Here is a 25,757-nt window from a genome sequence, read left to right as displayed (position 1 = left end):
GCGTCAGGAAACCGCGCGGCGGCAGAATGCGTAGACAAAACAGGCGCTGCGGGAAAGACCGCAAACCGCCAGGCGCCCGACGAATGGGGCAGTTTGCGGAAGCCGCGTGAAAAGCGCCGGTTTGGTTGACACTACCCTGACCCCGTATACCATGAACGACTTGGGGCGGTTGGGTGGTTTTGAGGTCTCGTGTTCACGGAGACTTTGATCCGCCAGCGGCGTGTGTCGCGAGGGATGGATTCGATCGCAACTGGCGCCGGTTCGACGCGACTGCTGAGCTTGTTTCTTATCTGCCTCTTAGACTGTCGGGCGGCTGCCGATTGCTTGCCGGGCTTACCAGATTGCATGGCGAGCGAATTGAAAGAGTTGCCGAAGGGTATGGTTTCGCCGAGCTGAAACTGGCCCGCGCTATGGCGCCCGACGTTCTGGCATTCACTTATCACGACGAGTTTCCCTCATGAAACGCCTGAATCTCAAGCTGTTGATCATTCTGCTCGTTTCGGCCAGCGTGCTGGCCGGTTCGGCCTATGGCGTGTGGCGTTGGCAAATGAAGCGCAACGCGCGCAATTTTTTGGTGTGGGCCGAGGAGCAGAAACAGAAAGGGAACCTGGATGAGGAGTTGAATTTTCTGCGGCGCTATTTGCTGCTGGAGCCAGACGACGTCAAGGTGCAGACGCAATACGCCCTGCGTTTGGCCGACGCGGTGGAAAAACAGGCCTCGGCGCGGCTATATCAACTGGCGATCGAAAACCTGAACAAGTCGTTGCGCAGCGAGGGGTTGTCGAAGCAGGATCGGCGCGACGCGCGCGAGCGGCTGGGCACACTGTACATGCGCGGCGGGCGAGCGGACGACGCCATTCAACAATTGTCGCGGCTGTTGGAAGAAGAGCCGACCAATTCGCAACTGGAAAAGAAGCTCTCGGAGTGCGAACTGGCCAAGGGCAACGACAAGCGGGCCGAGGAGCTCCTGCGTTCGGCGATCGAGCACAAACCGGACGACGTCAACTTGTACGAGCGGTTGGCGGCGGTGTATCAGCAGCGCTACAAGCAACCAGAGGAGGCGAACAAGATTCTCGATCAAATGGTCGAGGCCAATCCCAATAGCTGGGAAGCTTTCCTCAAGCGCTATCAATATCGCGTGGGGCAAGGGGTGAACGACGCCGTTCGCGCCGACCTGCAAAAGGCGCTCGAGCTGGCGCCTGACAACACCGCGGTTCTGATGGTGGCCGCGGAACGCGCAACGGCTGACAAAGACTTTGAACTGGCGCGCAAGCTTCTGAAGCAGGCCCAGGTGAAGGATCCGCAGTCGCGTGATTTGTTTGTGGCGCTGTCGCAAGTGGAGCGCTACGCGGGAAATCTGGCGGAGACCACTCGTTATTTGGAAGAGGGGCACAAGGCGCACCCGCGGGATCCGGCGATTCTGTGGATGTTGGCCGAATCGCGACTGCGCGAGAACAACATTGAGGCCACGCGCGAGATCATCACCAAGCTGGAAAAGGTGGGGCTGGTGCCGGAGCGCATCGATTTTTTGCGCGCCTTGATCCTGATGCAGACCGGCCGGCACGCCGACGCCTTGGTGGTGTTCAACAAGATTCGCCCGATTTTGGCCACCGCGCCCGGCTTTGACAATCAAATCGACGCCAATCGCGCCGTTTGCTACCGCGCGCTAGGGCAGGTGGATGAAGAAGTGCGCGTGCTGGAAGCGATGCGCGTGCGCGATCCCTTATCGCGCGACATTCGCCGCAATCTGGCGCGGGCTTATATGTCAAGCGGCAAGCTCGACGAGGCGGTGCAAGAACTGCACGATCTGGCCGCCGCGGGGGACAGGGATGCGCAACTGTTGATGTTGACCGCGATTTTGGCCCGCAATCAGCGTTTGCCGGTGGACCAGCGCGACTGGACGGAAAGCGACGAGTTGATCCAGAAAATCGTGGCGTCGCAGCCCGACGATCCGACCATGCTGGCGTTGCAGGTGGAGTATCTCTCGAAGAAGGGGGATCGCGAAAAGGCCAAGCAATTGGTCGATAGTCTGGCGGACAAGATGTCGGATCAGCCGGTGTATTGGCTGGCGCAGGTCGACATGGCGACCTCGGAGAAAGGACCCGATGGCGGGTTGGCCGTGCTGGACGAGGCGGAAAAGAAACTGGGCGAGAAGAAAGAATTTCGCGTGCCGCGCATCAACCTTTTGGCGCAAAAGGGGGACGAAGCTTCGCTGGCCAAGCTGCAAGAGATCGCGACCCAGGCCAAGGACTTGCCGCCGGCGGAGGCCCGACCAGTGCTGGCCACCATCGCGCAGGCGTTTCACGGCCGGCGCAAGATGGACCAGGCGCTCGCGCTGTATCAACAAATGGCCGAGGCCAATCCCAAGGACATCGCGTCGCAACTCATGATCTTCAGCGTGCAGCGCGACGCCAATGACGACGCGGGCATGCGGAAATCGATCGAGCGCATCAAGGAGTTGGCGGGCGAGAACAACAGCTACACACTGTTCTGCGAGGCGGCGCGCATCGTTTCGGCGGTGGAGCGGAAGGAACAACCCGCTAGCGCGCTGGCAGAGGCCGAATCGCTCTTGGAGAAGGCCGCCCAACAGCGTCCCAACTGGGGCACGCTCGTTCGCCTGCGCGGCGACATTGCCGAGCGCCAAGGGGCGGCCGACGAGGCGATCATGTTCTATGAGCGGGCCATTGATTTGGGCGACCACAATCCGCTGATGTTGCGCAAGCTGGTGGCCATGCTGCTGGAGCGCGGTCGCCGCCCCGACGCCGAGCGCCTGTTGGCCAAGGTGCCCAACGCCTCGCAACTCTTGGGCTCGCGACTCGAATCGGTGATGAACTTCTCGCAAGGCAACATCGAAGACGCGCTGAAGTTGGCGCAAGAGGCGATCGCCGAAGAGGGCGAAAGCTACGCCATGCAAATGTGGCTGGGCGGCATGATGAAGACCGCCGGCAAAAACGACGACGCCGAGAAGGCGTTTCGCCGCGCGGTCGAGCTGGCGCCCGACGTCGCCACGCCGTACCTGGCGTTGGCGCGCTTCTACACCGAGACCTCGCACAAGGAGGAGGCCGAAGCGACCATCAAGGAGATGGAGTCGAAACTCGCGCCAGAACAAAAAACCGCGGCCATGGCCTCGGGCTACGAGATCATTGGCAACGCGATCGAGGCTGAAAAGCAATACCTGGCGTTGGCCGAGGCCAAGCCCGACGATCTGGCCACGCTGGAGCAGGTGGCGATTTTCTACGCACGGCAACGGCGCAACGACAAGGTGCTGGAGTTTGTTAATCGCATCGTGGAAAAGAGCGCCAGCGCCAAGCCGGAAGAGCAAGTGTACGTGGATCGCGCGGTTCGCACCCGGGCCGAACTGGCGGCGCAAAGTCAGACGCCGGCGGGCATTTTGCGAGCGATTCAGATTATCGACGCCAACGCCAAGCCGAACCGGCCGCTCACCAACGAAGACTTGGCGCTGAAGGCGCGATTATACGCGCAACTGCCCGACGGCAACTCGCGGCAGGCGGCGATTCGCATCTTGCAGGATTTGACCAAGAACAACTCCGGGCGGCGACAAGATCAACTGCTGTTGGCGCAGTTGTACGATCGCGACGGCAAGTGGAACGAGGCGAAAGACACCATGTTGTCATTGGTCGCCTCGACAGAGACCGATGGCAAGCCCAATCCGCTGTTCGTATTGAACTATTGCGACATGCTCTTGCGACACGACGAGACCAACGAAGTGGCGAGTTGGCTGGCGCGGCTCGACGGCACGGAAGCAGCCAAGGACCCGCTGTACATCGCCACCAAGGCGCGGCTGCTGCGGGGTGAAGGCAAAACCGACGAAGCGATTGAGTTGGTGAAATCGCAGATATTGCGGCCGCTGTCGGCTCAAGAGATCAACAAGCTCAAGCCCGTGGCCGACCAATTGGTGGGTCTCTCGAAGGACAGCCCCGACGCGGCAAAGTTTCTGGCGGCCGCGGAAGAGACGTATCGCGAATTGATCACGGAAAACCCGAGCGATGGCTGGCTGTACTTGGCCAACTTCCAGGCGTCGAATCGCACGCTCGCGGAGGCGTTTGAGTCGTGCGACAAGGCCATTGAGGCCAAGGCGCCGGTCGAGTCGGTGGCCCGGATGGGACTGGTGATGTTGCGCGGCAAGCCGGAGCAGCAAGACGAAAAGTTGCTCGCGCAAGAAGAACAATGGCTCAAGGCGGCCACCGAGGCGCAACCCGAGTCGACCGCCGTGATGATGCTGGTGGCCGACTTCCACGATCTGCGCAACCAGCACGACGAGGCGGCGGCCATCTATCGCAAGATGCTGGCTCAGAAGGACCTGGCGCCGGGCGCCAAGGTCGCCGCGCTGAACAACCTGGCGTTCATTCTGGCGGTCAAGGACAACAAGGGAGACGAGGCGCTGCCGATGGTTGAGGAAGCCATCAAATTGGTTGGCCCCGCCTCGGAGTTGCTCGACACCCGCGGCATGGTGCATTTATCGCTCGGCAAGACGCGTGAGGCGATCGTCGACCTGGAGAACGCCGTCTCCAGTTCGCCGAACGCTGTGAAGTATTTCCACCTGGCGCTGGCCAATCTGGCGGCGGGAGACCGCGCGGCCGCGGCCGACTACTTCGACCGGGCCCGCAACGCCGGGCTCACGGCCAGCACCGTGCCCGGCCTGGAGATTCAGAAGTTCGAGCAATTGCAGAAGGATTTTCCGCCCAAGAGCGCCGCGTCGACCAATTGACGCGGCGCGGGCGCGGAGTTGTCGTGCGGAGCGACTGGCGGCGCGCTAGCGCGCCGGGCCCCAGCGCTGTTCCAACCAGCGCGACAGGTAGCCCAGCGGAATCGACATCGCCAGATACAGCACGGCGGTCAACAGCCCCAGTTCGACGAACTTGAGGCTGGAGCGCGAGAGGATCAAATACTCTTTGGTCAGTTCGTGCACGGCGATCACGCTCACCAGACTGGTGTCTTTGAAGAGCGCGACAAAGTCGTTGGTCATCGGCGCCAAGGCCGCGCGCAGCGCTTGTGGAAAGATGATCCGCCGAAAGGCCAATGCCGGCGACATGCCCAGCGCCAGCGCCGCCTCCCATTGTCCGCGCGGCATCGACTGGATGGCGCTGCGATAGATTTCTGCCTCGTAGGCGGCGTAGGTCAGTCCAAAGCCGATGATCGCCGTTTGCACCGCCGGCAGATCGACGCCGTAATGAGCCAGCCCAAAGTAGAGAAAAAACAACAGCAGTAGCAGCGGCAGACCGCGAAACAGTTCGACGTAGGCCAAGGCTGCCCAGCGCAGCGGAGCGGGGCCATAGAGCCGCGCCACGCAAACCAAAAGTCCCAGCGTGATGGCCAGCGCCATGCTGGCCAGCGACAGGCCGAGCGTCATCAAGGCGCCGCGTCCCAAGAGCGGCGCGTAGTCGGCGAACCCCCACTTGCGCGCCGAGCTGGCCAGCATGTTCACATCGACCGCGGCGACCGGCATGAGCAGCGGCAGCGCGGCGCCAGCGGGGCTAAAGCCGAGCGCGGCTAGCTCGGCGTCGCCTTTTGCCAGACTGACTTGATCTGCGTTCCACAGATGCCAGCGCCGCAAGATTCGCGTCAACTCGCCGGTTTGAATCACTTCGCCCAGTGCCCGATCGAGCGCGGCGGCCAGCTCCTTGTCAGCGGGGCGCAGCGCCAGCACATATTCGACGCTCGGCGCATCGACGGCCCGCGTCGTCAGCTTGGCGTTGGGACGTCCGTAGTAGATGCTGATCGGTCCATCGAGCAGCACGGCATCGAGCCGGCCCAATTCCAGGTCGAGGTAGGGCTCGACCTGGCCATCGAAGCCGACGATGCTGCCGGCGGGCAACTCTTCGAGCACGCGCTGGGCGGCGCTGGCCGAGAGGGTACCGACCGCTTTGTCTTTGAGATCGGCCAATTCGCGAATGCGCGTCTCGCCGCGGCGCACCGCCAACTCGGGACGCGCGATGTAATAGGCTCGCGACAAGCGCATCATTTTCGCTCGCTGGGGGGAACTTTCGAATCCGCTGGCGATCAGATCGAAATCGCCGCGCTCCAGTCCCAATGGCAGACTGACCCACTCGTATTGCACAAAGTCCGCGCGTAGCGCGATGCCCAGCCGTTGGGCCAACCGCGCGGCCAGCGCGTCGACCAACTCCACCTCAAAGCCAATGATGCGGCCAGGGTCGTCGGGATCGCGAAGCTGATACGGGGCGCCCCCTTCGGCGTCTCCTCCCCAGCGCAAGACACCACCGGCCAGTCGCTGGCGCAGCGCGTCGTCGTCGGCTTGCGCGGGCCGAATCGAGACGGCCAGAGCCAGCAGCAACAACAGCCCAGCCAGCGCGCGGCGAGGACGCGCGTGGTTGATGGATCGAGTCGGCAATATCGAGTCGAACGGCATGGCAGCGCTTCTGCGCGAGACGGATGTTGGCGTCATGCTAGTCGGTCGGTCGCTTGCGGCGAAGCGGGGCGCGGCCGATAATCCGCCCTTTGGCGAGGGCTTGTTCAAATCAATCGGGAAGGTCTGGCGCTCATGTCGCTCTTGGTGGTGGGTTCGGTGGCATTCGATAGCGTGGAGACGCCAACCGCGTCGCGCGATCGCGTGCTGGGGGGATCGGCGGTCTATTTTTCGTACGCGGCCAGCTACTTCACCAAAGTGCATCTGGTGGGCGTGGTGGGAGACGACTGGCCCGACGCGCACACGCAACTGCTCGCCAGCCGCCAGATCGACACCGCCGGGCTGCACGTTCAAAAGGGAGCCAAGACCTTTTTTTGGCGTGGCCGCTACCAGCCGAACATGAACGATCGCGACACGCTCGACGTGCAACTCAACGTGTTTGGCTCGTTCAATCCCGTGCTCCCAGAGGGCTATCGCCACAGCGACTATCTGTTTCTCGCCAACGGCACGCCGGGCATGCAGATGCAGGTGCTCGAGCAGGTCCCCGGCGCCAAGCTGGCGGTGGCCGACACCATGGATCTGTGGATCAACACCCAGCGCGACGACCTGTTGCGGCTACTCAAGCGGATTGACGGGCTGGTGATGAACGACTCCGAGGCCAAGTTGCTCACCGGCGACGAGAATCTGGTGCGGGCCGGGCACAAGATTCGCGAACTCGGCCCCAAGTTCGTCATCATCAAGAAAGGCGAGCATGGCGCGATGTTCTTTAGCGAATACGAAACCTACGTGATGCCCGCCTATCCGACCGCCAACGTGATCGACCCCACCGGCGCCGGCGACAGCTTTGCCGGGGGAATGATGGGGTATCTGGCTTCGCGCGAGAACACCGACCCCAAGACGCTCAAGGAGGCGCTGGCCTACGGCGTTGTGGTGGCGAGCTTTAATGTCGAGGATTTCAGCCTCGATCGCATGCGCCAGATCGAACGAGTCGACCTGGACCGCCGGATGCAAGAGTACCGCAAGATGTTGTCGTTCTAGGCGATTCGCCAGCACGTCCGCCGCAAGTCTCCTGGGGACGATTCGATGCAGCACATCGTCCGCACGTTCCTGGCCGTTGAACTCTCCCCGGAAACGCGGGGCCGCGCCCTGCGCCTGATTCAGCGACTGCGCGCGACCGGCGCGCGCGTTCGCTGGGTGGAAGGGGACAACCTGCACGTGACGCTCAAATTCTTGGGCGATGTCGAATCGGTCGAACTGCCCGAGGTGTGCCGGCGCGTGCAGGCCGCGGTGGCCAACCTGACCGCGTTCGATCTGGTTTTTCGCGGCGCCGGGGCGTTTCCCGATGTCACCAACCCGCGCACGCTCTGGCTGGGAGTGGCCGACGGCGAGGTGCCAATGGCCGAGTTGCACCAGCGTGTGGAGGACGCGCTGGGCGAGATTGGCTTTCGTATCGAAAATCGACGGTTCAAGCCACATGTGACCATCGGCCGGGTGCGCGACACCCGGTCCGGCAAGCGCGATTTGGAAGATTTGCTGCTAGCGCAGGCGGACTTTGACGGCGGCGTGACGCATGTCGAAGAAGTGGTCGTTTTTGCAAGCTATCTGCACGGCGACGGGCCAGAATACGAGGTGCTGGGCCGGGGGGAGTTGCTGCCGGCGGACCCGGCCAGCTAGCAGACGGCCATTTTGCCGCTTCGCCTTGGCCACGGCGGAAAAAATCTGGGAAAAATTCCCTTGCTTCGCTCAGTGAACGCCGATACAGTATCCAGGCGTACAGTTTGCCTTGATTTCCATTCCATCGCCACACATTGCTTGACGCGATAAGCTTTTCCACGATAAAGGATTGTGTCCCATGGTCACCGCCGCCAAGAGCAACCATCGCATGCCCAAGAAAGAGTCCCCCGTCGCCGAAGGCAAGCCGACGAGCGGCAAGGCGAGCGACGCCAAGAAGGGCCGAACCATCAAATCGGTGCTGGAAGACAACTCCACGCTGAAAAACACGGTGGCCCAGATCGAAAAGCAGTTCGGCGAGGGGGCCATCATGCCCCTGGGGACCGACAAGATGGGGCCCATCGCGGGCATTCCCACCGGTAGCTTGGCGCTCGATTTGGCGCTGGGTGGACAGGGGTTGCCCAAGGGGCGGATCATTGAGGTCTTTGGACCGGAATCGAGCGGTAAGACGACGCTGGCGCTGCATGTGATCGCCGAGGCGCAAAAGCAGGATGGCATTGCGGCCTTCATCGACGCGGAACACGCGCTCGACCCAAGTTGGGCCAAGAAGCTAGGAGTGGATTTGGAAAGCCTGCTGGTGAGCCAGCCCTCCAGCGGCGAAGAGGCGATGAACATCACCGAAATGCTGATCAAGTCGAACGCGGTCGACGTGATCGTGATCGACTCGGTCGCGGCCCTGGTGCCGCAAAAGGAATTGGATGGTGAGATTGGCGACACCCACGTGGGTTTGCAGGCGCGGCTGATGAGCCAATCGCTCCGCAAGCTGACCGGCGCCATCAACAAGAGCAAGACGTGCGTGATCTTCATCAACCAGATTCGCGAAAAGATCGGGGTGATGTTTGGCAGTCCCGAGACGACGCCGGGAGGCCGGGCGCTGAAGTTCTACGCCTCCTGCCGTGTGGACGTGCGACGGATTGGCCAGTTGAAGGATGGTGAAGACGTGGTGGGGCAGCGGGTCCGCACCAAGGTGGTCAAGAACAAGGTGGCCCCGCCCTTCCGAGTTGCCGAGTTTGATATGATGCATGCAGACGGGATCAGCTACGAGGGGGACGTGCTCGATCTGGCGATTGCCCAGAAGTTGATCGTCCGCTCGGGCACGTGGTTCCGTTATGGCGACCTGCAAATTGGACAGGGTCGCGAGCGGACACGTCTGTACATGAAGGAACACCCCGAGTTTCTCGCTGAGCTGCGCGAAAAGATCTTGTCGGCGGGCGCAACCGCCGGCGAGGTGGCTGCCGAGGAATCGAGCGGCGGCAGCGGCGATTGGGACGGGGGGGCGTAGTCCCCGGCCAGCGCGCGGCTGGTCGGTCGATCTCGCCTGCCATGTCAAGTTATTGGTCAGCGGTAAAGGCAGTTCGATGTCGACGAGTCGCCGAACAATTCTGGCCGTGCTGAGTTGGGCGCTCTTGTCGTGTTCGCTCTTTGAGTCGCCAAACCAGGCGGCGGCTCAGGAGCACACTGGCCTAGAGGCAGCGGCGGCGATCGAGCAGGCGATGATCGACGCCATTGCCCGCTGCGAGCGCAGCGTGGTGGCGATCTCGCGGGTGCGGCGCGACGAGAGCGAACAACTGGCTCCCGAGCCGGGACAGTCGGACTTTGTGCCCAACGAGTTCGCGACCGGGGTGGTGATCGACGCGCATGGGTTGATTCTCACCAACGCCCACGTGCTGGGAGGGGACGAGTTTGCCCAGTCCGACTTCTTTGTCACCACGATCGATCGCAAGACCTATCCCGCCAAAGTGAAGGCAGCCGACCCGCGGGGCGACTTGGCCGTGCTGGAGATCGCGGCGACCGATCTGTCGCCGATTCGCCTGGGCAGCGCCAAGGCGCTAAAGAAGGGGCAGATCGTGATTGCGCTGGGCAACCCGTACGCAATTGCCCGCGATGGTCAGCCGAGCGCCAGTTGGGGAATCGTCGCTAATTTGGCGCGGAAGATGGGGCCGAACACGTCGGAATCGGCGGGCGAATCGCGCCCCACCATTCATCACTTTGGCACCCTCATTCAGACTGACGCCAAGCTGAATCTGGGCACCAGCGGCGGAGCGCTCATCAACCTCAAGGGAGAAATGGTGGGGCTAACCACTTCGGTGGCCGCCATCGCCGGCTATGAAGCGTCGGCTGGCTACGCCATTCCGGTCGACGACACCTTTTTGCGGGCGGTCGAACGCCTGAAGCAAGGGCGCGAGGTGGAGTATGGCTTCCTGGGTGTATGGCCGATGGATTTGACCGCTTCGGCGATATTGCAGGGGGCCTTTGGCGCGCAGATCAATAGCGTGGTGCCGGGCACGCCGGCCGATCGCGCCGATCTGCGGCGTAACGATATTGTGGTGGCTGTGGATGGCGAGCGCGTACACGACGCCGATCAACTGATGCTGGCGGTGGGGCGGTTGCCGGTCGAGTCGTTGGTGCGCCTGGCCGTGGTGCGCAACGGCAGTCTGGTCGAGTTGACCCCGCTGCTGGCCAAGTTTCCGGTGCGCGGCCAGAAGGTGGTGACAGAAAACGAAAACCGCTGGCGCGGGATGACGATCGATTATTTGACTTCGGTGCTGGATGGCACGGCGCGGCCCAATGTGCCTCTGGGAGAAGGGGGCGTGATTGTCGAAGAAGTCGCGGCCGACAGCGCCGCCGCCAAGGGGTTGATGCAGCCCAACATGGTGGTGACGCATGTGGACGGCACGCGCGTGCAAAGCCCCAAGCAGTTTCTCGACGCGGTGCAAGACAAACCGGGAGCGGTCGAACTGCGGCTGTGGTTGTCGCCGGCCGATCGCCCGGCGCGCACGATCGAAGCCGAATAGCTTGCGGTTTGCCGTCGGCGCGAGCCAAGCGGCTGGCGTCTTGTCTTATGGAAGCCGCTGCGGCGCCCCTACGGCCCGCCTATCTCGCCTAGTCCCTCTGGGGCGCAAGGGGTATGATACGCGGCGTTTCACCGCGTAAATTGCCAACCGCCAGCGATATTCCATGAAGACCGACGAACTCCGCGAAAAGTACCTCGCCTTCTTTGAATCCAAGGGTTGCGTTCGCAAGGCCAGCGACGTGTTGGTCCCCCGCTGGGACCCCTCGGTGCTGTTCACGCCGGCCGGCATGAACCAGTTCAAAGACCATTTTCTCGGCAAAGTGAAGTTGGAGTTCACGCGGGCGACCACCTGCCAAAAGTGCCTGCGCACCGGCGACATCGACAACGTGGGACGCACGCCGTACCACCACACGTTTTTCGAGATGCTCGGCAACTTCAGCTTTGGCGACTATTTCAAGCGCGAGGCGATCAACTGGGCCTGGGAGTTTTTGACCAAAAAGCAATGGCTGGGTCTCGATCCGGCCCGGCTCTCGGTGACGGTTTACGACGACGATGACGAAGCGGCCGAAATCTGGTCGCGCGACGTCGGCCTGACCTCAGAACGCATTCAACGGATGGGCGAAGACGAAAACTTTTGGCCGGCCAGCGCGCCGAGCCAAGGTCCGGACGGCGTCTGCGGCCCGTGCAGCGAAATTTACTACCAGACCGGCGATGGCCGCTCGGTGGAGATTTGGAACCTGGTCTTCACGCAGTTCAATCGCGTGGGCGCGCCACCCAATAATCTGCGGCCGCTGCCGAGCAAGAACATCGACACCGGCATGGGACTGGAGCGCACCGCATCGGTGCTGCAACAGGTCGAGAGCAACTTTCACATCGATATTCTGCTGCCGATCGTGCAAGCCGCGGCCGACGTGTGCGGACGAAAGTACGACGCCGCCAGCGAAGAGGGGCGGCGCCTGCGCCGCATCACCGATCATGTGCGGGCGTGCGCCTTCGCGATCCATGAGAATGTCTTGCCCGGCCCCAACAAAGAGAAGTACGTCATCCGCCGATTGCTGCGGCGCGCGGTGCTGGATGGCCACCAGATGGGGCAGCGCGAGCCATTTATGCATCGGCTCGTGCCGCATGTCGCGGCGGCGATGAAGAGCAGCTATCCCGAACTGCAGGAGACGGTCGCCCGCGTCGCCACGGTGATCGAAAAGGAAGAAGACAATTTCTTTGCGTCGATCGACACAGGGTTGGACCGGATCGACCGCATCCTCCGCGAGTTGAAGCGCGACAACCGCGTGAAGGTGTCTGGCGCCGAGGCCGCTGATTTATACACCACCTATGGCTTTCCGCCGGAGTTGTTCGAGACGATCGCGGCCGAGCACAACCTGATGTTTGATTGGGAGGGCTTTCGGCGCGAGATGGAGCAGCACGGCGTCGAGTCGGGCGCGGGCCAACGCATGGAGTTGTTTCAGAGCGGGCCGCTCGACGCGCTGAAAAAGGCGCTCGGTGGAACCAAGTTTTTGGGCTACGAAGCGACGGCGGCCGAAGGACAGATTGTCGGCATCATCGCGGGGGACGCCTTGTGCGACCAACTCGACGAGGCGGGACACGAGCAGGTGGTGACGGTGGTGCTCGATCAATCACCGTTCTACGGAGAAAGCGGCGGCCAAGTGGGCGACCAAGGCCGGTTGACCGGCGAGGGCGCCGAGTTTGACGTGATCGACACGCAACGCGATAGCGGCTTTATCTTGCATCGCGGACATTTGCGCCGGGGAGCGCTCTCGCTCGGACAGCGAGTTCGCGCGGAGGTGGACACCGATCGGCGGGCCGCTATCCGCCGCGCGCATTCGGCCACGCACATTCTGCATCACGCGCTGCAAAAGCGACTGGGCGAACACGCCCAGCAGCAAGGCTCGAAGGTCGACGCCGACTGGCTGCGGTTCGACTTTTCCAACCCCAACGCGCTGACGCCGGAGGACCTGCTCGAAATTGAACGCAGCGCCAACGCTCGCATCGTCGCCGCGCGGCCGATTTCCTGGCAGCAACTGCCGCTGGCCGACGCGCGCGCCGCGGGCGCCATGATGCTCTTTGGCGAAAAGTATCCCGAGGTCGTCCGCATGGTGTCGATGGGGGACTTCAGCAAGGAGTTGTGCGGCGGCACGCACCTGGACAACACGTCGGAGGTGGGACTGTTCAAGATCATTAGCGAGGAGAGCGTGGCCGCTGGCGTGCGGCGCGTGACCGCGCTCACTGGCGAGCGCGCGGTGGCCTATGTGCAAGAGCAAGATCAGGTGGTCCGCGAGATGGCCGCGCTATTGCGCGTGCCGGCGGCCGAACTGCCGCAGCGCGTGGCGAACCTGCAAAAAGAAATCCGCGATTTGCGCAAGCAACAATCGCAGACCAAGCCGGCCGATACGTCGATCGACAAGTTGTTGGGCGATGCCGAGGACGTGGGTGGCGCCAAGTTGATCGTCGCCGAACTCAAGGGCAGCAGCCCGCAGGCGATGCGGCAGCAGATCGACGTGCTGCGGAAGAAGGGAGGGGCGGTGGCGGTGTTTCTCGGCGCCTGCGAGGGAGAGAAGGTGCAACTGGTGGCGGCGGTCAGCCGCGAGTTGGAAAAGGCGGGCGTGAGCGCGGCCGATTGGATTCGCGAGCCGGCCAGCGTGGTTGGCGGCAGTGGCGGCGGCCGGGCCGATATGGCTCAGGCCGGCGGCAAGCATCCCGAAAAACTCTCGGCCGCGCTGGAGGCTGCCCGCAGCAAAGCGCGGGAATTGCTGGCCAAGTAGCTAGTCGCCTCGCGCCGCCAGATACTCAGCCAGCGCGTCCTTCCAGTCGGGCATGGCCGGGCCGCCTAGCGCGTGGTATTTGCGGGTATCGAGCACGCTGAACGACGGCCGTGGGGCCGGCGCGTTGTACTCGGCGGTGGTGATGCGATCGAGCCGCATCGCTTTGCCCGTTTGCCGAAAGATTTCTGCGGCGAAGCCGTGCCAGTTGACGCCGCCGATGTTGGTGACGTGGTACGTGCCGTAGGCGTCGGTGGTGAGCAAGAACAAGATCGCCCGCGCCAGGTGCGGCACGTAGGTGGGCGTGCAGTATTGATCGTCGACGATGCGCAGCGCGTCGCGATCGCGCGCCAGTCGCAGCATCGTCTCGACAAAGTTGTTGGGCTTTTTGCCCGGCGCCGCGCGGCCATACAGGCCGCACGTGCGAACGATGAAGTGCTTGGGCCACTGGCGGGCAAGTTGCTCTCCTTCCTGCTTGGTGCGGGCGTACATGCCTTGCGCGAAGAGCGGATCATCTTCCTGGCGCGGCTGGCGGCTCTCGCTCGGCGAGCCAAACAGATAGTCGGTGCTCACCTGCACCAGCGGGCAGTCGATTTGTCGGCACGCCTCGACCAGATATCCCACCGCATCGGCGTTCGCGCGGCGAGCGGCGTCGACCTCTTGTTCCGCCTTGTCGACGGCGGTGTAGGCGGCGCAGTTGATGATCGCGCTCGGCTGGGCCTCGACCAGCAGGCTGACCACAGCATCGCGATTGGTCACATCGAGTCGCTGCCGATCGAGCGGCAGCGCGCGGTCTCCCAGTTGTCGACAAAGCTCCCAGCCGAGTTGTCCGCCGGCGCCGGTGACGGCGATCTTCATAGAGGTTCTTTCTTGCGACGAGGGATCGCCGCGCTACACATCTTGCGTTGTCGCGAGACGTCGCATGGCGCCCCCGCGCTGGCCGTGGTCGTCCGGCGCCCGGCGCCGGGCGCCATGCGGCGGGCGAATGGGGCGAATTGTACGCATTCTAACGGCTGGGGCGCGGCAGATCGAATGCCTCCCTGCGCGGCGACTCCCGCCGTGTGGAGGATAGTCCCCCGCGACAAGCTGCGGGGGTATACTGAACACGTCGGCGCCGCGAGCGCGGTGACTGGCAGTTTTATTGCCTGGGAATTGAATACATGAAACGCGCGGCGCTGCTTTCGCTGGCCATTGTGTTCTTGGTGACGACAACCGCCTGGTCGCAAGGCCAACCACGTCCGGCGGCCAAGCCCGCGCCGCGTCCGGCAACGCCGGCCGCCAGCGCGCCTGCGAAGGCGCCGGCCAAAGCGCCGGCTGCGGCAAAGCCCGCCGCGCTGTCCGCGGACGAGGAAGCCAAGAAGCAGGCGATCCTCGGCAGCGAGCGATTCCATCAGGCGCGGCTCGCCTTTGAGCAATGGCTGACGGTGCAACAAATTTACACGCCAGCGCAAATCCCCGCCCTCAAAGCGCGATTCCGCCATGAGATCGCCGAGATGACCGCCAACCAGTTGGAGCAGTTTCTCAACCAGATGGAGGAGAAACTCAACATCCTGATGAGTCCCGAGGCGCAGGACGCGCGTAACTGGTTGGGCCATTTTGTGTCGGCCAAGGTGGTGCTGCCTCCCCAAGAGGTGAAGCAATGGGATATCTTGAACATGTCGCCGGCGCAGGTCGAGCAGCAATTGCAGATGATCGAGTCGCGGCGCGGTTCGATGCGCAGCTCGTCGCAGGCGTTCAGCCAGATGCGCCAGAATGAGGTGGCGGCGGGACGACAAGCGATTCAGAATCAGCAGGCACGATCGCAGCAATTGCGCGACCAGGCCACGTCCCGCATGGCGAGCGCGCCGGCGCCGAGCAGCTATGCTCCGAAGTTGCGCCAGCCCCCACCGCGCAAAGGCAATAGCTATTACATTTCGCCGTGGGGTGGCGTGGGCGTCATGCTCAACCCGTAGAGCGAATCGGCATGGCGCCGGAACGTATCGCCATCGGGGCCGAATAAATCTGGCTTTTGGCGCCGTAATTGTGCCGCGGCCGTCACGGCGCCAAAAATGGCGCATCGCCCGATTCTGGTCTCTGCACGCTCGGCCGCTGGTTGATTTAGCGGCGCCGCTGGGGCAAGCTTTCGCAAAAGCCGCAATGCGGGTCCCTTGCGCGGCGCGGAATGTGCGAGGGTTGCTCGCCGCGTTCGCCACTAGATTCTGTTAGCAGGCAAGCAGGGAAGATACATGACCGACGAGCGGCCCACCACGGACGGCCTGAGCGAAGAGATCTTGCGCCGGGCCGAGTTTTTGGATATTCGCTCCGACGATCGCGACCGACTGCACGGCCTGATCCCGCTGTACGAGGCCGACGTGCAGCGGTTTGTCGAGCGATTTTACGACCACCTGTTTGAGTTCGAGGAGACGCGCCGCTTTCTGACCGATCCGCAGCTTGTGGAGCGGTTGAAGCGCTCGCAAAGCGACCACTTGCGCACCATGCTCGAAGCGCAATGGACCGAGGTGTATCTGCAGAAGCGTCGTCAGGTGGGGCAGGCGCACGCCAACATTGGCATCGACCCGCAGTGGTTTCTCGGGGCCTACAACCAATACGTGCAGTACTATTTTCGGCGACTCGCGGAAAGCGCGGAGCCGCAGTCGCGGCCGCCGATCGAGGCGCTTTTGTCGGTGCTCAAGGTGGTGTTTCTGGACATTGGCCTGACGCTCGACGCCTATTTTGCGCAATCGAGCCATAAGCTGCGGCAAGCGCTCGACATGCTGTGGAAGGCGAATGTGGAGTTGAAGCACTTTGCCCAGTTGGCCTCGCACGATTTGAAGACGCCGCTGGCCACGGTGGCCAACCTGTGCGACGAGGCACTCGACGAGTTTGGCGAGGCGATGCCGGCCGGCGCGCGCAGTTTGGTGGAAGCGGCCAAGAATCGCACGTTTCGCATGAGCCAGATGATCGACGAGCTATTGTCGTCGAATCTGGCGTCGCTCGAAGAACAAACCAACGGATCGATCCCCTGCGAGGGCGCCTGGAACGAGGCGATACATCGGCTGCAGCCGGTGCTCGACGCGCAGCGCGTGCGGGTGACGGCGCCTGCCGCGCTGCCGGTGGTGTGGGGAAACCGCGCGCGGTTACAGGAGGTGTTTTACAACCTGCTGTCGAACGCCGCCAAGTTCGTGGCGCCCGGCACGGGGCGCATCGAACTGACCGTGAAAGAACATCCCGAAGGGCTTTTGTTGCGGATCGCCGACAATGGGCCGGGCATCCCCCAAGAGGCGCTGGAACGCGTTTTTCAACCCTTTCAACGACTGGCGCGGCATCGCGATGTGCCCGGCTCGGGCCTGGGGTTGTACTTCACCCGGATGATGGTGGACCAACAACAAGGACGCATTTGGGCGGAGTCGGAGGAAGGACAGGGAAGCCAGTTCTACCTATTGCTGCGCCGTCCCGAATCGAAAGGCGATTGATTAGGCGCCCAGGTGGGGGACTGCCGGTTGGCGCGCACCTGCCGAAGTGCGGTGGTCGATCAAGCCTGCGCCGTTGGGGTCGCGCCCGCCGCGGCGCTGCCGTCGATGCCGTATTTTTCGAGCAAGCGGTACAGACTTCGCCGATTCACGCCCAGCGCACGCGCGGCGCGCGCCTTGTTGCCGCGCTCGCGATTGAGCACCTCGATGACGTGCGCTTTTTCGATGGCGGCCAGCGCGTCGCTGGGGGGCCCGGCCACATAAGCCGCCGCTTTGGGAGAGGGTACGGTGACTTCGCTGGGCAGGTTGGCCAGCGTGATCTCACGATTGTCGGCCATGATCTTGGCGCGCTCGATAGCGTTGATCAATTGCCGAATGTTTCCCGGCCAGTCGCATTGCTGCAGCGCCTGCATGGCTGCGGGGTCGATGGTCCACTCCGACCCAAGGAACTTTCGGACCAAGAGCCCGACATCTCCGGTTCGTTCGCGCAGCGGCGGCAGGTTGAGCGACATCACGTTGATGCGGTAATAGAGATCCTCGCGAAAGCGCCCCGCATTCACCTCGTCGGCCAGGCGGCGATTCGTCGCCGCGAGCAGGCGCACATCGACCCGGCGCTCTTTGAGCGAGCCGACGCGCCGCATGGAGCCGTCTTCCAGCACTCGCAAGAGTTTGGCCTGCAGCGATCCGGGAATCTCGCCAATCTCGTCAATGAACAACGTGCCGCCGTCGGCCAGTTCGAACAAGCCCGGCTTGGCGGCGATGGCGCCGGTGAACGATCCCTTTTCGTGACCGAACAGTTCGCTTTCGAGCAGCGTCTCTGGCAAGGCGGCGCAATTGATGACCACCAGCGGCCGGTCGGCCCGCAGGCTGCACTGATGCAGCGCCCGAGCGACCAATTCTTTGCCGGTGCCGCTTTCGCCTTGCACCAAGATGGCCTTGTCGGTGGGTCCGGCGCGCTCGATGAGGTGGAACACCTCGAGCATGGCGGGCGACTGGCCGACCATCTCGGTCTGGAGCGATTGGCGGTGCATCACCTCCTTGAGTTGTACGTTCTCCTTGGCAAGCTGGCGGCGTTGATACGCTTTTTCGACGACAATCTCCAGCTCCGACAGCGGAACGGGCTTCATCAGATAGTCGTAGGCGCCTAGCTTCATCGCTCGCACCGCGGTTTCGACGGTCGCCTGCCCGGTGAGCATGATCACCTCGCACTCCTGATGGCGAGCTTGAAACTGCTCCAATAGTTCGATGCCCGAGACGCCGGGCATGACCATGTCGAAGATGGCGACATCGAACTGGCGGCGTTCGGCGGCGGCGAGCGCGGCGGTGGCGTCTTCGGCCTCATGCACCATGTAGTTGCGCCGCACGAACCGCCGAGCCACGGTGCTGCGGAATTCGCTATCGTCATCCACAACAAGCAGGTCGATCTGATGGTGCTCGCACATCGCAGGGTTCTTGGCAGTTGACTTCCGGAGGCCTGGGGGCTTCATATTTAGCAACCTGTGTACCTTTGCAAGAAAGCCAGTCGAGCGGCCGCTGGTTAGGCGAAGTTCGCGCAAATTTCATTGTGATCGAAGCGTCGGGCGCGTGCTATTCCGCACACTGTGGCCGGTCGGCACACTTAGGCCGCACGGTTTGGCTCTGTCGCCAGCGATGACTTACGGGCCATCCGCCCCGCGATTTGCACTGTGGCGATTGGGCGCCTATGGAATGCGCGGGCGCCGCAGGGACGCTCGAAAGTTGTTTGGAGATCGCGAGAGGGTTCACACCATGACCAAAAAATTCAAAATCGGCGATCACGTGGCCTGGAACTCCGAGGCGGGGCGGGTGAGTGGAACAATCATCAAAGTGCACACCAAGGATTTTGACTACAAGGGGCACACCCACCACGCGAGTCACGACGATCCGCAATACGAGATCAAGAGCGATAAAACCGACCACATTGCTGCCCACAAAGGGGGCGCGCTGGACCATGCTTGAGGCGGAGCGCGGGCGGCGACGTCAACCACCCGAGATAGCTGATTTTGCCGGAGAATCGGGGCGATTGCAGGGCAGCGCGCACCGCGCGAGCGTAGCTGCTAGACTGGAACAGGCGCCTGGTCAGCCGCGCCGTCAACCTATTCTTTCTTTTCGATTTTCAGGTTCCTTGCCATGCGACATGGTCTGCTTCGTTCACGGATTTCCGCGTTTTCTCTATTTGTGTTGGCGGCCATGGCGCAGCCGGCCGCGGCGCAGGTTTCGAGCACGGAGAACCTGGTGACGCCGCGCGGCACCGGCCGAATCTGGAATCTGTCGGATCGGCCACTCACCTATCGAGTCGCCCTCACCGGCGGGTCGTTGTGGTCGAGCGCCAAGACGATTGAGCCGGGCAAGTACCACGAGTTTCGCGTGCCCAAGGAAGGGGCGCGGTCCAGCATCCGCGGACTGGCCGACGCCGAGCCTTCGATCACGGTGAGCTACCAAGACACCATGCTCGATGGCGCCGTTCACCTGTCGTTGCCGGCGCGAACGCCACAGGGGCAAGTGGTGCCGAATTGGTATTTCATCACCGATTCGAACGGCTGGGGCCGCATGGTGCAATCGGCCAGCGAGCAGCAGGCGCGCGAGCGTCAAGCGGAATTGCGCCAAGCGGAAAAGTACTCCAAGCCCGAGGTGGCGCGCATCAAACGGATGCTGCGGGCGAACTTTGTGCTGTTTGATTGAGCCAGGTCAACTAGCCGCGATCGACGAGATGCGCGGCGATGCGCAAGGCATTGGCCGCGATCGTGAGGCTGGGGTTGATGCCGCCGCTGGACGCGAAGAACGACGCATCGGCGATGTACAGATTGTCGACGCCGTGAGCCCGGCAATCGCGATCGACCACGCTGGCGTCAGGATTGTCTCCCATGCGGCAAGTGCCGCAGACATGCGCGATCACTTTGTTGTCGTGCGATACGCTGAGCGTGAAGGGGCGATAGGGTTTGAATAGCTCGCGCAATTCGGCGGCAAAGGAGGCCGCCCGCTGTTGCTCGCGCTCGCGCAGTTGATACTCCAGGCGAAATAGCTGCTGGCCGGCGACGGTTGAATTGTCGCCCGGAAGCACGCGATTGTCGGCGTAGGGGAGGTCTTCGAGGATCGAGGCGAGCACCACCACCTTGACGCGCAGCCAATCCCAGAGCGGCCCCAAAAGAGGCCGCAAATAGCGGAAGTAGCGCAACTCTGGCCCCAACTTGCCGAGGTAATGCAGAAACGGCGGCAGCCCGCCAATCGACTGCACCGAGCCATATTTTTTTCCGTCGCGCCAATAGAGATCGTTGAACGCCAGTTCTTTGGTTTGGCCGCGGATCGCCTGGCGCAGGCCGCGCGGCCGCAGCACCGTCATGTCGATGCAGTGCCGCATGAGATTGCGACCCACTTGATCGGAGGCGTTGGCCAGCCCGCGCGGCCACTCGGCGGAGGTCGAGCGCAAGAGCAGCGCCGGCGTGGCGAGCGCGCCGGCGGAGATAATGAACTGCTTGGCGCGGAGCGCGAGCGTGTCGCCGCGCCAGTGGCAGATCAACTTGTCGACGCGGCGCGGGCCAGCCTCGAAGCGCAGCGCCGCGCACTGCGAGAGCAACGTGGCGCCGTGGTTATGCAGCGCCGGCGCAACGCAGATTTGCCCCGCGTCGTTCTTGCACTGGCGATCGCAAAGAAATCCTTGGCAGGTCTGGCAATCGGGCAGATGCTCGCAAGCCAAGTGCAACTGGTAAGGATGCAGGCCTCCTTGTCGCAAAAAGTCGAACACGCCGGCGTTGGCCGTGGTGAGCGGGGGGGGCGAGAGCAGATGGTCGCCTTCGACTGTTGGCCGCAAGGGATCGGCCGTGCCGCGCACGCGGTACAAGCGCTCGGCCGCGGTGTACCACGGCGCCAGATCGTCGTAGTCGATGGGCCAGGCATCGGGCAGCGTCGTGCTGGTGGCGTCGGCGTGCTGCGCGCGCGGCGTGAAGTCGACCGGAAACAATCGTTCGAGCACCATGCCAAAGAGCGCCGACGAGCCACCCGTGCCGTTGCCGATCTCCGGCACAAAGCTTTTGGGCTTGGCAGCGCTGCCATCGGCCACCTCATCGAACGAGCGGCAAGCGCGGGCGAGCGCCGCCTGACGCTCTGGCGCCGGGAGTCGCGCCAGGTCGCAAGTCTCCTCGGGCGTGAGGCCACGAATCTGATCGGCGCCAAAGTCGACGAACGACTGTCCTTTTTCGACGAACAGCACGCGCTTGCCGGCGCGCGCCAGCGCGTAACCTAGCGTGCCGCCCCCCATGCCGGCGCCAATCACAATGGCGTCCCATTCGATCGATGTGGGATCGGGGACTTGCTCTGCTACAGTCATGGCGCGCTCGGTGGCAAGTTACAGACGGTGCTGCAGGTGTGCCGCTACCCGCAGCGCGTTGGCGGCAATGGTGAGGCTGGGATTGATGCCGCCGCTGGAGGCGAAGCAGGAAGCGTCGGCCACGTAGAGATTGTCGAGACCGTGCGCGCGGCAATCGCGGTCGAGCACGCTGGCGGCGGGATCATCGCCAAAGCGGCAGGTGCCGCAGACGTGAGCGATGGCCGTGTTCAATTCGGCGCCCGGCAGTCGCGCGATGTCGTAGGGGCGCAGCGCGCCGTCGATCCTCTCACGAAATTGCGCGAGTCGGCGGTGCTCGTCGGCGCCCAGTTGATAACGCATCCGCAGACGTTGCAGGCCATCGGCTGCGATCTCGCCCGGCCAAACGCGGTTCTCGGCGTACGGCAGATCTTCCATGATGCAGGCCAGCACCAACCTCCGATTGCAGAACTCGTCGCCTAGCCGGCACAACAGGGGCCGGCACCAGCCAACGAGCCAGGTCCAGATATTGGGACGGTAGAGAAAGTACGAGATCGGCGGCAAGCGGCCAAACGATTGCAGCGTGCCCCCCTTTTCTCCATCGGCGCAGTAGAAGTCGTTGAGCCCAACCTCCTTGACCTGCCCATCGCGCGGCTGATCGGTTTTGGTTTTGACCATCACCAGGTCGATGCAGTGCCGCATGAGGTTGCGACCGACTTGATCCGACTCGTTCGCCAGCCCGCGCGGCCACTCGGCGCTATGCGACGCCAAGAGCAGCGACGGCGTGACCAATCCGCCGGCGGCGAGTACGACAAATCGGGCCTGTAGCCGCAGTTCTTCGCCGCGCCGGCGGCAAATCACCTGCTGAACGCGCGTACGATCGGCCACCAATTGCAGCACGGTGGTTTCGTCGAGCAGGTGCGCGCCGCCGCTCGCCAGCGCCGGAGTCAGACACATGCGGCCGCTGTCGTTTTTGCACTCGCGCGGGCAAAGAAATCCTTGGCAGTTTTGGCAGTCGGGCAGGTGCTCGCATCCCAGATGCAATTGATAAGGGTGCAGTCCTTGCGATTGGAAATGCTCGGCCAGTTCCGCATTGCGCGGTGTGAAGGGAGGCGAAGGCAACAAGTCGGAATCGGTGTTGTCGCCCGGCCGCAGTGGATCGAGCGAGCCATGCACGCGGTAGAGCGCCTCGGCGCGTTGATACCAAGGACGCAGTTCGTCGTAGGATATCGGCCAGCGCTCGGGCAGGTTGGCGTCGGCCGCCTGGGGATGACACTGTCGCGGCGCGAAGTCGGCGGCAAAGAGGCGTTCGAGCGCCATGCCATAGAGTGCCGACGAGCCACCCGACCCCGCGCCAATAAAGGGAGTGAAGTGCTTGGCTTTGGGCTTGGTCTGGTCGTCGATGTCGTCGGTCGAACGGCCGCCGCGCTCGAGCAGCGCGCGGCGTTCGGCGAGCGACAAGCGGCGCAGACCGGGGCGATCTTCGGGCAAGACGCCGCGGATGGAATTTTCGTCGCCGGGCAGACTGGCGCGCCCCTTTTCGACAAACAGCACGCGATGACCTGCCTGCGCCAATGCATGCCCCAGCGTGGCGCCCCCCATGCCGGTTCCCACAATTAGCACATCCCAGTTCACGTCCTGTGGGCGGTCGATGGAATGATCTGGCGACGACATGCGGCGATCAACAGGGCTGAGAAAGCGTGGGGCGAACTGGTGATGCTAAGGGGGACCGCGCTCGGGTGCAATCGCCGGCGCCGGTTGCTAGATCACAACCACCTGATCGAAGGGGATGCGGGGGCGATTGGTCCAGTCGTCCGCAGCGGCTGGCGCGGCGACTTCATTCGGCGGCGTCACCCAGGCGACGATCGATGGGTGATGCGCGAGCAGCGGACAGAGAGCGGGGGCCCACTGGCGCGGCATCATCTGCGCGACTGCGATGCCTTGCTCGTCGAAGCTCGAGTACCAGGCGTCGGCCAGAATCTCCAGACTGGCGAGCGGCCGGCGGGCGGTCGCCGCCAGCGCGGCAAGACACTGGGTATCATTGGCTGGCGTTAAAGGAAAGCGCGTCGCGGGGAGGGGCAGCGCGATCGCCTCGCCGAGAACTCGCAATCGGTCGCCTTCCCAAGCGAGGCCCAAGGGAGCAGTTACGTACTCGCGGCGCCAAATGGCGCCATGCGCGGAGAGCAGCTTGACTTCGAATGTACCCAGCCGATTGGGCTCGCCAAGCGACCAGGGACGCAGACCGAAAAGATCGGTGCTGAGGATAAAAGGTTCGCCAACCTCAACGGGTTGATACACCAGTTCGCGCTGGTCGTGCGATAGCGCGACATGCAGCGGGCCAGAACCGGGAGGACCATTGACCTGCGCGCTGAACCGCAATCGAGTGACGCCGGCCTGATAGGGGAGCGATAGCGAACACTGAGTCAGCCAGTGGCTGGAACGTACTTCCAGCCGCACGTCGCGGATCAACCCGCCGGGGCGGAGTTCGCGACCGGGGCGCAGCGCGTCGGCCGGCAGCACCTCGATGATTAGCTCGTTGTGCGGCGCCAATAGCGCGGTGATGTCGGCCTCCCACGGCAGCGCATAGCCGAGGATATGCCCCAACTCGTGCTCGCCAAGCGAAACGCGAGCGCTGGGATCGGCGCCGTCGCAGCAGAGCCAGACGCGCTCATGCGGGTCGATGCCGGTGGGACGATTAAAGCGGCGCGAGTAGCGCAGCCCGCGCTGCTGGTCGATCGGCGTGAGCGGCGACTCGCCGGGGACTTCGATGCGCAGCGGTTGGCCGATCGAAATCGATTCGCTCTCGCGAATCAGCGGACGCAGTTCCCAGGGGGCGCGCAAATGAATGGTGTGCGGATACGTCATGTTGGGTACTCAATCACCGTCTTGATCGAGTCGCGGCGGCGGGCGGTAAAGTGATCGAGCGCATCGGTCGGAGCGAGGCGGTCGGTAATCATTCGCGCGAGGAGGGGGGGCGAGCAGCGGCGCCAATCGTCCAGCCGCGCTAGCGCCTCGGCGAAGTCGCGCGGGGCCGCGTTGACGCAACCGATGAACAGATTGTTGCGAATCAACCCGTCGCGGATCAGACGTCCCAGATTGCATGACGTGGGTTGCGGATTGCGTCGACTGCCCAACCAAACCATCACGCCGCAACTTCTCAAGGCGGGCGCGGTGGCCAGCACCACCGATTCGGCGCCGGTGCATTCGAGAATCAGATCGTAGCCGTCGCGCTCGATGGTTTGGGGCGAGAATTCAAACCGGTCTTGATGGACATAGTCGGCGCCGAGATCGCGCGTCAGCCGCGCGCGGGAGGAATCTTCCGAGTCGCGGCCATAGATGGCGCAAGGCCACTGGCGCGCACGCGCGACTAGCGCCGCGGCAAAGGCGATTGGTCCCATGCCCGTCACCAGCACGCGGGGCGGAGGAGAGGTCCAGATGCCGTCTTCGAGCCGCGCTTGCTGCAGGAGCAAGGCTTCGTTCACTCCCTTGGCGGCCACGGCCACAGGCTCGGTGAGGACAGCGAACTGGCGCAGTTCTGGCGGCACGCGCATCAAGTAGCGCGGCTCGTCGTTCCAGTACGGCACGGAGAAGCCATGCTCGTCGAAGATGCCCCGCTCGGTGAATTGGCCAACGGCGAGCATATCGACGCGGCGGCGCGAGAACTGCGGCAACGCGCGGCGGACGACCGGCACGACAAGATCGCCCACCTGAATGCCGCGATCGGCGCCAGACAACCGATCGGAGAGACAAATGGCCTGCTGCGGGGATAGCGCGCCGAGTGACTCGACGCGCGCCAGACACTCGTGCCCCAGCACCAAAAACGGTTCGCCCGGCGGGCAATGTGGCTGTTGCGAATCGAGTATCTCGCGATCGGTGCCGCAGATCCCCAGTTGCAGGGTGCGGCACAGCACCTGCCTAGCGCTTGGCGCCGAGGGCTCCTGGAGATCGACCAGTCGAGGCTGGCTCGAATGGGGAAAGGCGGCAATTCCCTGCATGCGGCACAGTGCGGGATTAAGCGGGAAACGTTTTCCGCTAGTGTACCGTGGTCGCGCGGCGCCGGCACGCAGTCACAATGCACGCCGCGATCAAGCCGGTTCAATCGGCTTGAAGCGCTCGCTGGGCAGCACCACCGATTGCACGCGAACGCCAAACTTGTCGCCTACTTTGACGGCCTCTCCGTGGGCGACGCAATGGCCGTTGACCTCAACATCCAACGGGCCGTCGCAGGCCTTGTCAAAGTGAATGATCGAGCCGGCCACAAGCTCCAGGACTTGTTGCACCGATTGACGCTTGGCCGCGAGCGTCA

General features: G+C 63.4%; 18 protein-coding genes. 10 read left to right on the top strand and 8 right to left on the bottom strand.

Translation table 11 applies throughout. The features are described 5' to 3' along the window. The first annotated feature begins 457 nt into the window (after positions 1-457). Positions 458-4,729 (top strand): tetratricopeptide repeat protein, encoded by a 4,272-nt coding sequence (locus K1X71_13760; protein MBX7074206.1) that lies wholly within the window; start codon positions 458-460, stop codon positions 4,727-4,729. Positions 4,730-4,774: 45 nt separating this feature from the next. On the opposite strand, the gene K1X71_13755 is transcribed toward K1X71_13760, so the two are convergent. Continuing rightward, on the bottom strand, positions 4,775-6,388 hold the full coding sequence (locus K1X71_13755) for an ABC transporter substrate-binding protein/permease (GenBank protein ID MBX7074205.1): 1,614 nt from the start codon (positions 6,386-6,388) through the stop codon (positions 4,775-4,777). A 132-nt stretch (positions 6,389-6,520) separates the two neighbouring features. Here K1X71_13755 and K1X71_13750 point away from each other — a divergent pair, with 132 nt between their 5' ends. From K1X71_13750 to alaS, 5 genes are all read left to right on the top strand, one after another. Continuing rightward, a complete protein-coding gene (locus K1X71_13750; protein ID MBX7074204.1) occupies positions 6,521-7,423 on the top strand; it encodes a sugar kinase in 903 nt (300 codons plus the stop codon). 45 nt (positions 7,424-7,468) lie between these two features. Then, complete coding sequence (thpR, locus tag K1X71_13745; GenBank protein MBX7074203.1) at positions 7,469-8,059, top strand: RNA 2',3'-cyclic phosphodiesterase; 591 nt, start codon at positions 7,469-7,471, stop codon at positions 8,057-8,059. A gap of 178 nt (positions 8,060-8,237) precedes the next feature. Then, the gene (gene recA / locus K1X71_13740) at positions 8,238-9,398 is read left to right on the top strand and encodes a recombinase RecA (GenBank protein MBX7074202.1); all 1,161 of its coding nucleotides are present in this window, start codon (positions 8,238-8,240) and stop codon (positions 9,396-9,398) included. 76 nt (positions 9,399-9,474) lie between these two features. After that, positions 9,475-10,911, top strand: a complete 1,437-nt coding sequence (locus tag K1X71_13735; GenBank protein MBX7074201.1) for a trypsin-like peptidase domain-containing protein — start codon at positions 9,475-9,477, stop codon at positions 10,909-10,911. A 163-nt stretch (positions 10,912-11,074) separates the two neighbouring features. Next, positions 11,075-13,687 carry an alanine--tRNA ligase gene (gene alaS / locus K1X71_13730; GenBank protein ID MBX7074200.1) on the top strand — a complete coding sequence of 871 codons (2,613 nt, stop codon included), beginning with the start codon at positions 11,075-11,077 and terminating at the stop codon, positions 13,685-13,687. On the opposite strand, the gene rfbD is transcribed toward alaS, so the two are convergent. Then, the gene (rfbD, locus tag K1X71_13725; protein MBX7074199.1) at positions 13,688-14,542 is read right to left on the bottom strand and encodes a dTDP-4-dehydrorhamnose reductase; all 855 of its coding nucleotides are present in this window, start codon (positions 14,540-14,542) and stop codon (positions 13,688-13,690) included. It lies immediately after the preceding gene. Between the two features lie 302 nt (positions 14,543-14,844). Here rfbD and K1X71_13720 point away from each other — a divergent pair, with 302 nt between their 5' ends. Then, positions 14,845-15,636, top strand: coding sequence for a hypothetical protein (locus K1X71_13720; GenBank protein ID MBX7074198.1), 792 nt, complete (start codon positions 14,845-14,847; stop codon positions 15,634-15,636). A 273-nt stretch (positions 15,637-15,909) separates the two neighbouring features. Continuing rightward, positions 15,910-17,136 carry a hypothetical protein gene (locus K1X71_13715; protein ID MBX7074197.1) on the top strand — a complete coding sequence of 409 codons (1,227 nt, stop codon included), beginning with the start codon at positions 15,910-15,912 and terminating at the stop codon, positions 17,134-17,136. Between the two features lie 59 nt (positions 17,137-17,195). On the opposite strand, the gene K1X71_13710 is transcribed toward K1X71_13715, so the two are convergent. Next, positions 17,196-18,575 carry a sigma-54 dependent transcriptional regulator gene (locus K1X71_13710; protein ID MBX7074196.1) on the bottom strand — a complete coding sequence of 460 codons (1,380 nt, stop codon included), beginning with the start codon at positions 18,573-18,575 and terminating at the stop codon, positions 17,196-17,198. A gap of 325 nt (positions 18,576-18,900) precedes the next feature. On the opposite strand from K1X71_13710, the gene K1X71_13705 reads away from it, so the two are divergent. Then, entirely contained in the window at positions 18,901-19,110 is a 210-nt protein-coding gene (locus tag K1X71_13705; GenBank protein MBX7074195.1) for a DUF2945 domain-containing protein, read from the top strand. Between the two features lie 171 nt (positions 19,111-19,281). Further along, the gene (locus tag K1X71_13700; GenBank protein ID MBX7074194.1) at positions 19,282-19,833 is read left to right on the top strand and encodes a hypothetical protein; all 552 of its coding nucleotides are present in this window, start codon (positions 19,282-19,284) and stop codon (positions 19,831-19,833) included. 10 nt (positions 19,834-19,843) lie between these two features. Here the strand turns inward: K1X71_13700 and K1X71_13695 are convergent, their stop codons facing one another. From K1X71_13695 to K1X71_13675, 5 genes are all read right to left on the bottom strand, one after another. Continuing rightward, positions 19,844-21,475: a GMC family oxidoreductase gene (locus K1X71_13695; protein MBX7074193.1), complete on the bottom strand. Its 1,632-nt coding sequence runs from the start codon at positions 21,473-21,475 to the stop codon at positions 19,844-19,846. A gap of 18 nt (positions 21,476-21,493) precedes the next feature. Continuing rightward, positions 21,494-23,125: a GMC family oxidoreductase gene (locus K1X71_13690; GenBank protein ID MBX7074192.1), complete on the bottom strand. Its 1,632-nt coding sequence runs from the start codon at positions 23,123-23,125 to the stop codon at positions 21,494-21,496. An 87-nt stretch (positions 23,126-23,212) separates the two neighbouring features. Continuing rightward, positions 23,213-24,316: a hypothetical protein gene (locus K1X71_13685; protein MBX7074191.1), complete on the bottom strand. Its 1,104-nt coding sequence runs from the start codon at positions 24,314-24,316 to the stop codon at positions 23,213-23,215. Further along, positions 24,313-25,446 carry an alcohol dehydrogenase catalytic domain-containing protein gene (locus tag K1X71_13680; GenBank protein MBX7074190.1) on the bottom strand — a complete coding sequence of 378 codons (1,134 nt, stop codon included), beginning with the start codon at positions 25,444-25,446 and terminating at the stop codon, positions 24,313-24,315. The genes K1X71_13685 and K1X71_13680 overlap by 4 nt, the downstream gene beginning before the upstream one ends. A 90-nt stretch (positions 25,447-25,536) precedes the next feature. After that, positions 25,537-25,757: FliM/FliN family flagellar motor switch protein (locus K1X71_13675; protein ID MBX7074189.1), on the bottom strand; the 221-nt coding region annotated here is incomplete at its 5' end.

The organism is Pirellulales bacterium (assembly GCA_019694455.1).
Taxonomy (GTDB): Bacteria; Planctomycetota; Planctomycetia; order Pirellulales; family JAEUIK01; genus JAIBBY01.
This window is presented reverse-complemented; position numbering and strand designations above follow the sequence as displayed.

Excerpts from the sequence above, each read along its gene's own strand:
- K1X71_13760 (MBX7074206.1), top strand. The coding sequence starts at position 458 with ATGAAACGCCTGAATCTCAAGCTGTTGATCATTCTGCTCGTTTCGGCC.
- K1X71_13755 (MBX7074205.1), bottom strand. The coding sequence starts at position 6,388 with ATGCCGTTCGACTCGATATTGCCGACTCGATCCATCAACCACGCGCGT.
- K1X71_13750 (MBX7074204.1), top strand. The coding sequence starts at position 6,521 with ATGTCGCTCTTGGTGGTGGGTTCGGTGGCATTCGATAGCGTGGAGACG.
- thpR (MBX7074203.1), top strand. The coding sequence starts at position 7,469 with ATGCAGCACATCGTCCGCACGTTCCTGGCCGTTGAACTCTCCCCGGAA.
- recA (MBX7074202.1), top strand. The coding sequence starts at position 8,238 with ATGGTCACCGCCGCCAAGAGCAACCATCGCATGCCCAAGAAAGAGTCC.
- K1X71_13735 (MBX7074201.1), top strand. The coding sequence starts at position 9,475 with ATGTCGACGAGTCGCCGAACAATTCTGGCCGTGCTGAGTTGGGCGCTC.
- alaS (MBX7074200.1), top strand. The coding sequence starts at position 11,075 with ATGAAGACCGACGAACTCCGCGAAAAGTACCTCGCCTTCTTTGAATCC.
- rfbD (MBX7074199.1), bottom strand. The coding sequence starts at position 14,542 with ATGAAGATCGCCGTCACCGGCGCCGGCGGACAACTCGGCTGGGAGCTT.
- K1X71_13720 (MBX7074198.1), top strand. The coding sequence starts at position 14,845 with ATGAAACGCGCGGCGCTGCTTTCGCTGGCCATTGTGTTCTTGGTGACG.
- K1X71_13715 (MBX7074197.1), top strand. The coding sequence starts at position 15,910 with ATGACCGACGAGCGGCCCACCACGGACGGCCTGAGCGAAGAGATCTTG.
- K1X71_13710 (MBX7074196.1), bottom strand. The coding sequence starts at position 18,575 with ATGTGCGAGCACCATCAGATCGACCTGCTTGTTGTGGATGACGATAGC.
- K1X71_13705 (MBX7074195.1), top strand. The coding sequence starts at position 18,901 with ATGACCAAAAAATTCAAAATCGGCGATCACGTGGCCTGGAACTCCGAG.
- K1X71_13700 (MBX7074194.1), top strand. The coding sequence starts at position 19,282 with ATGCGACATGGTCTGCTTCGTTCACGGATTTCCGCGTTTTCTCTATTT.
- K1X71_13695 (MBX7074193.1), bottom strand. The coding sequence starts at position 21,475 with ATGACTGTAGCAGAGCAAGTCCCCGATCCCACATCGATCGAATGGGAC.
- K1X71_13690 (MBX7074192.1), bottom strand. The coding sequence starts at position 23,125 with ATGTCGTCGCCAGATCATTCCATCGACCGCCCACAGGACGTGAACTGG.
- K1X71_13685 (MBX7074191.1), bottom strand. The coding sequence starts at position 24,316 with ATGACGTATCCGCACACCATTCATTTGCGCGCCCCCTGGGAACTGCGT.
- K1X71_13680 (MBX7074190.1), bottom strand. The coding sequence starts at position 25,446 with ATGCAGGGAATTGCCGCCTTTCCCCATTCGAGCCAGCCTCGACTGGTC.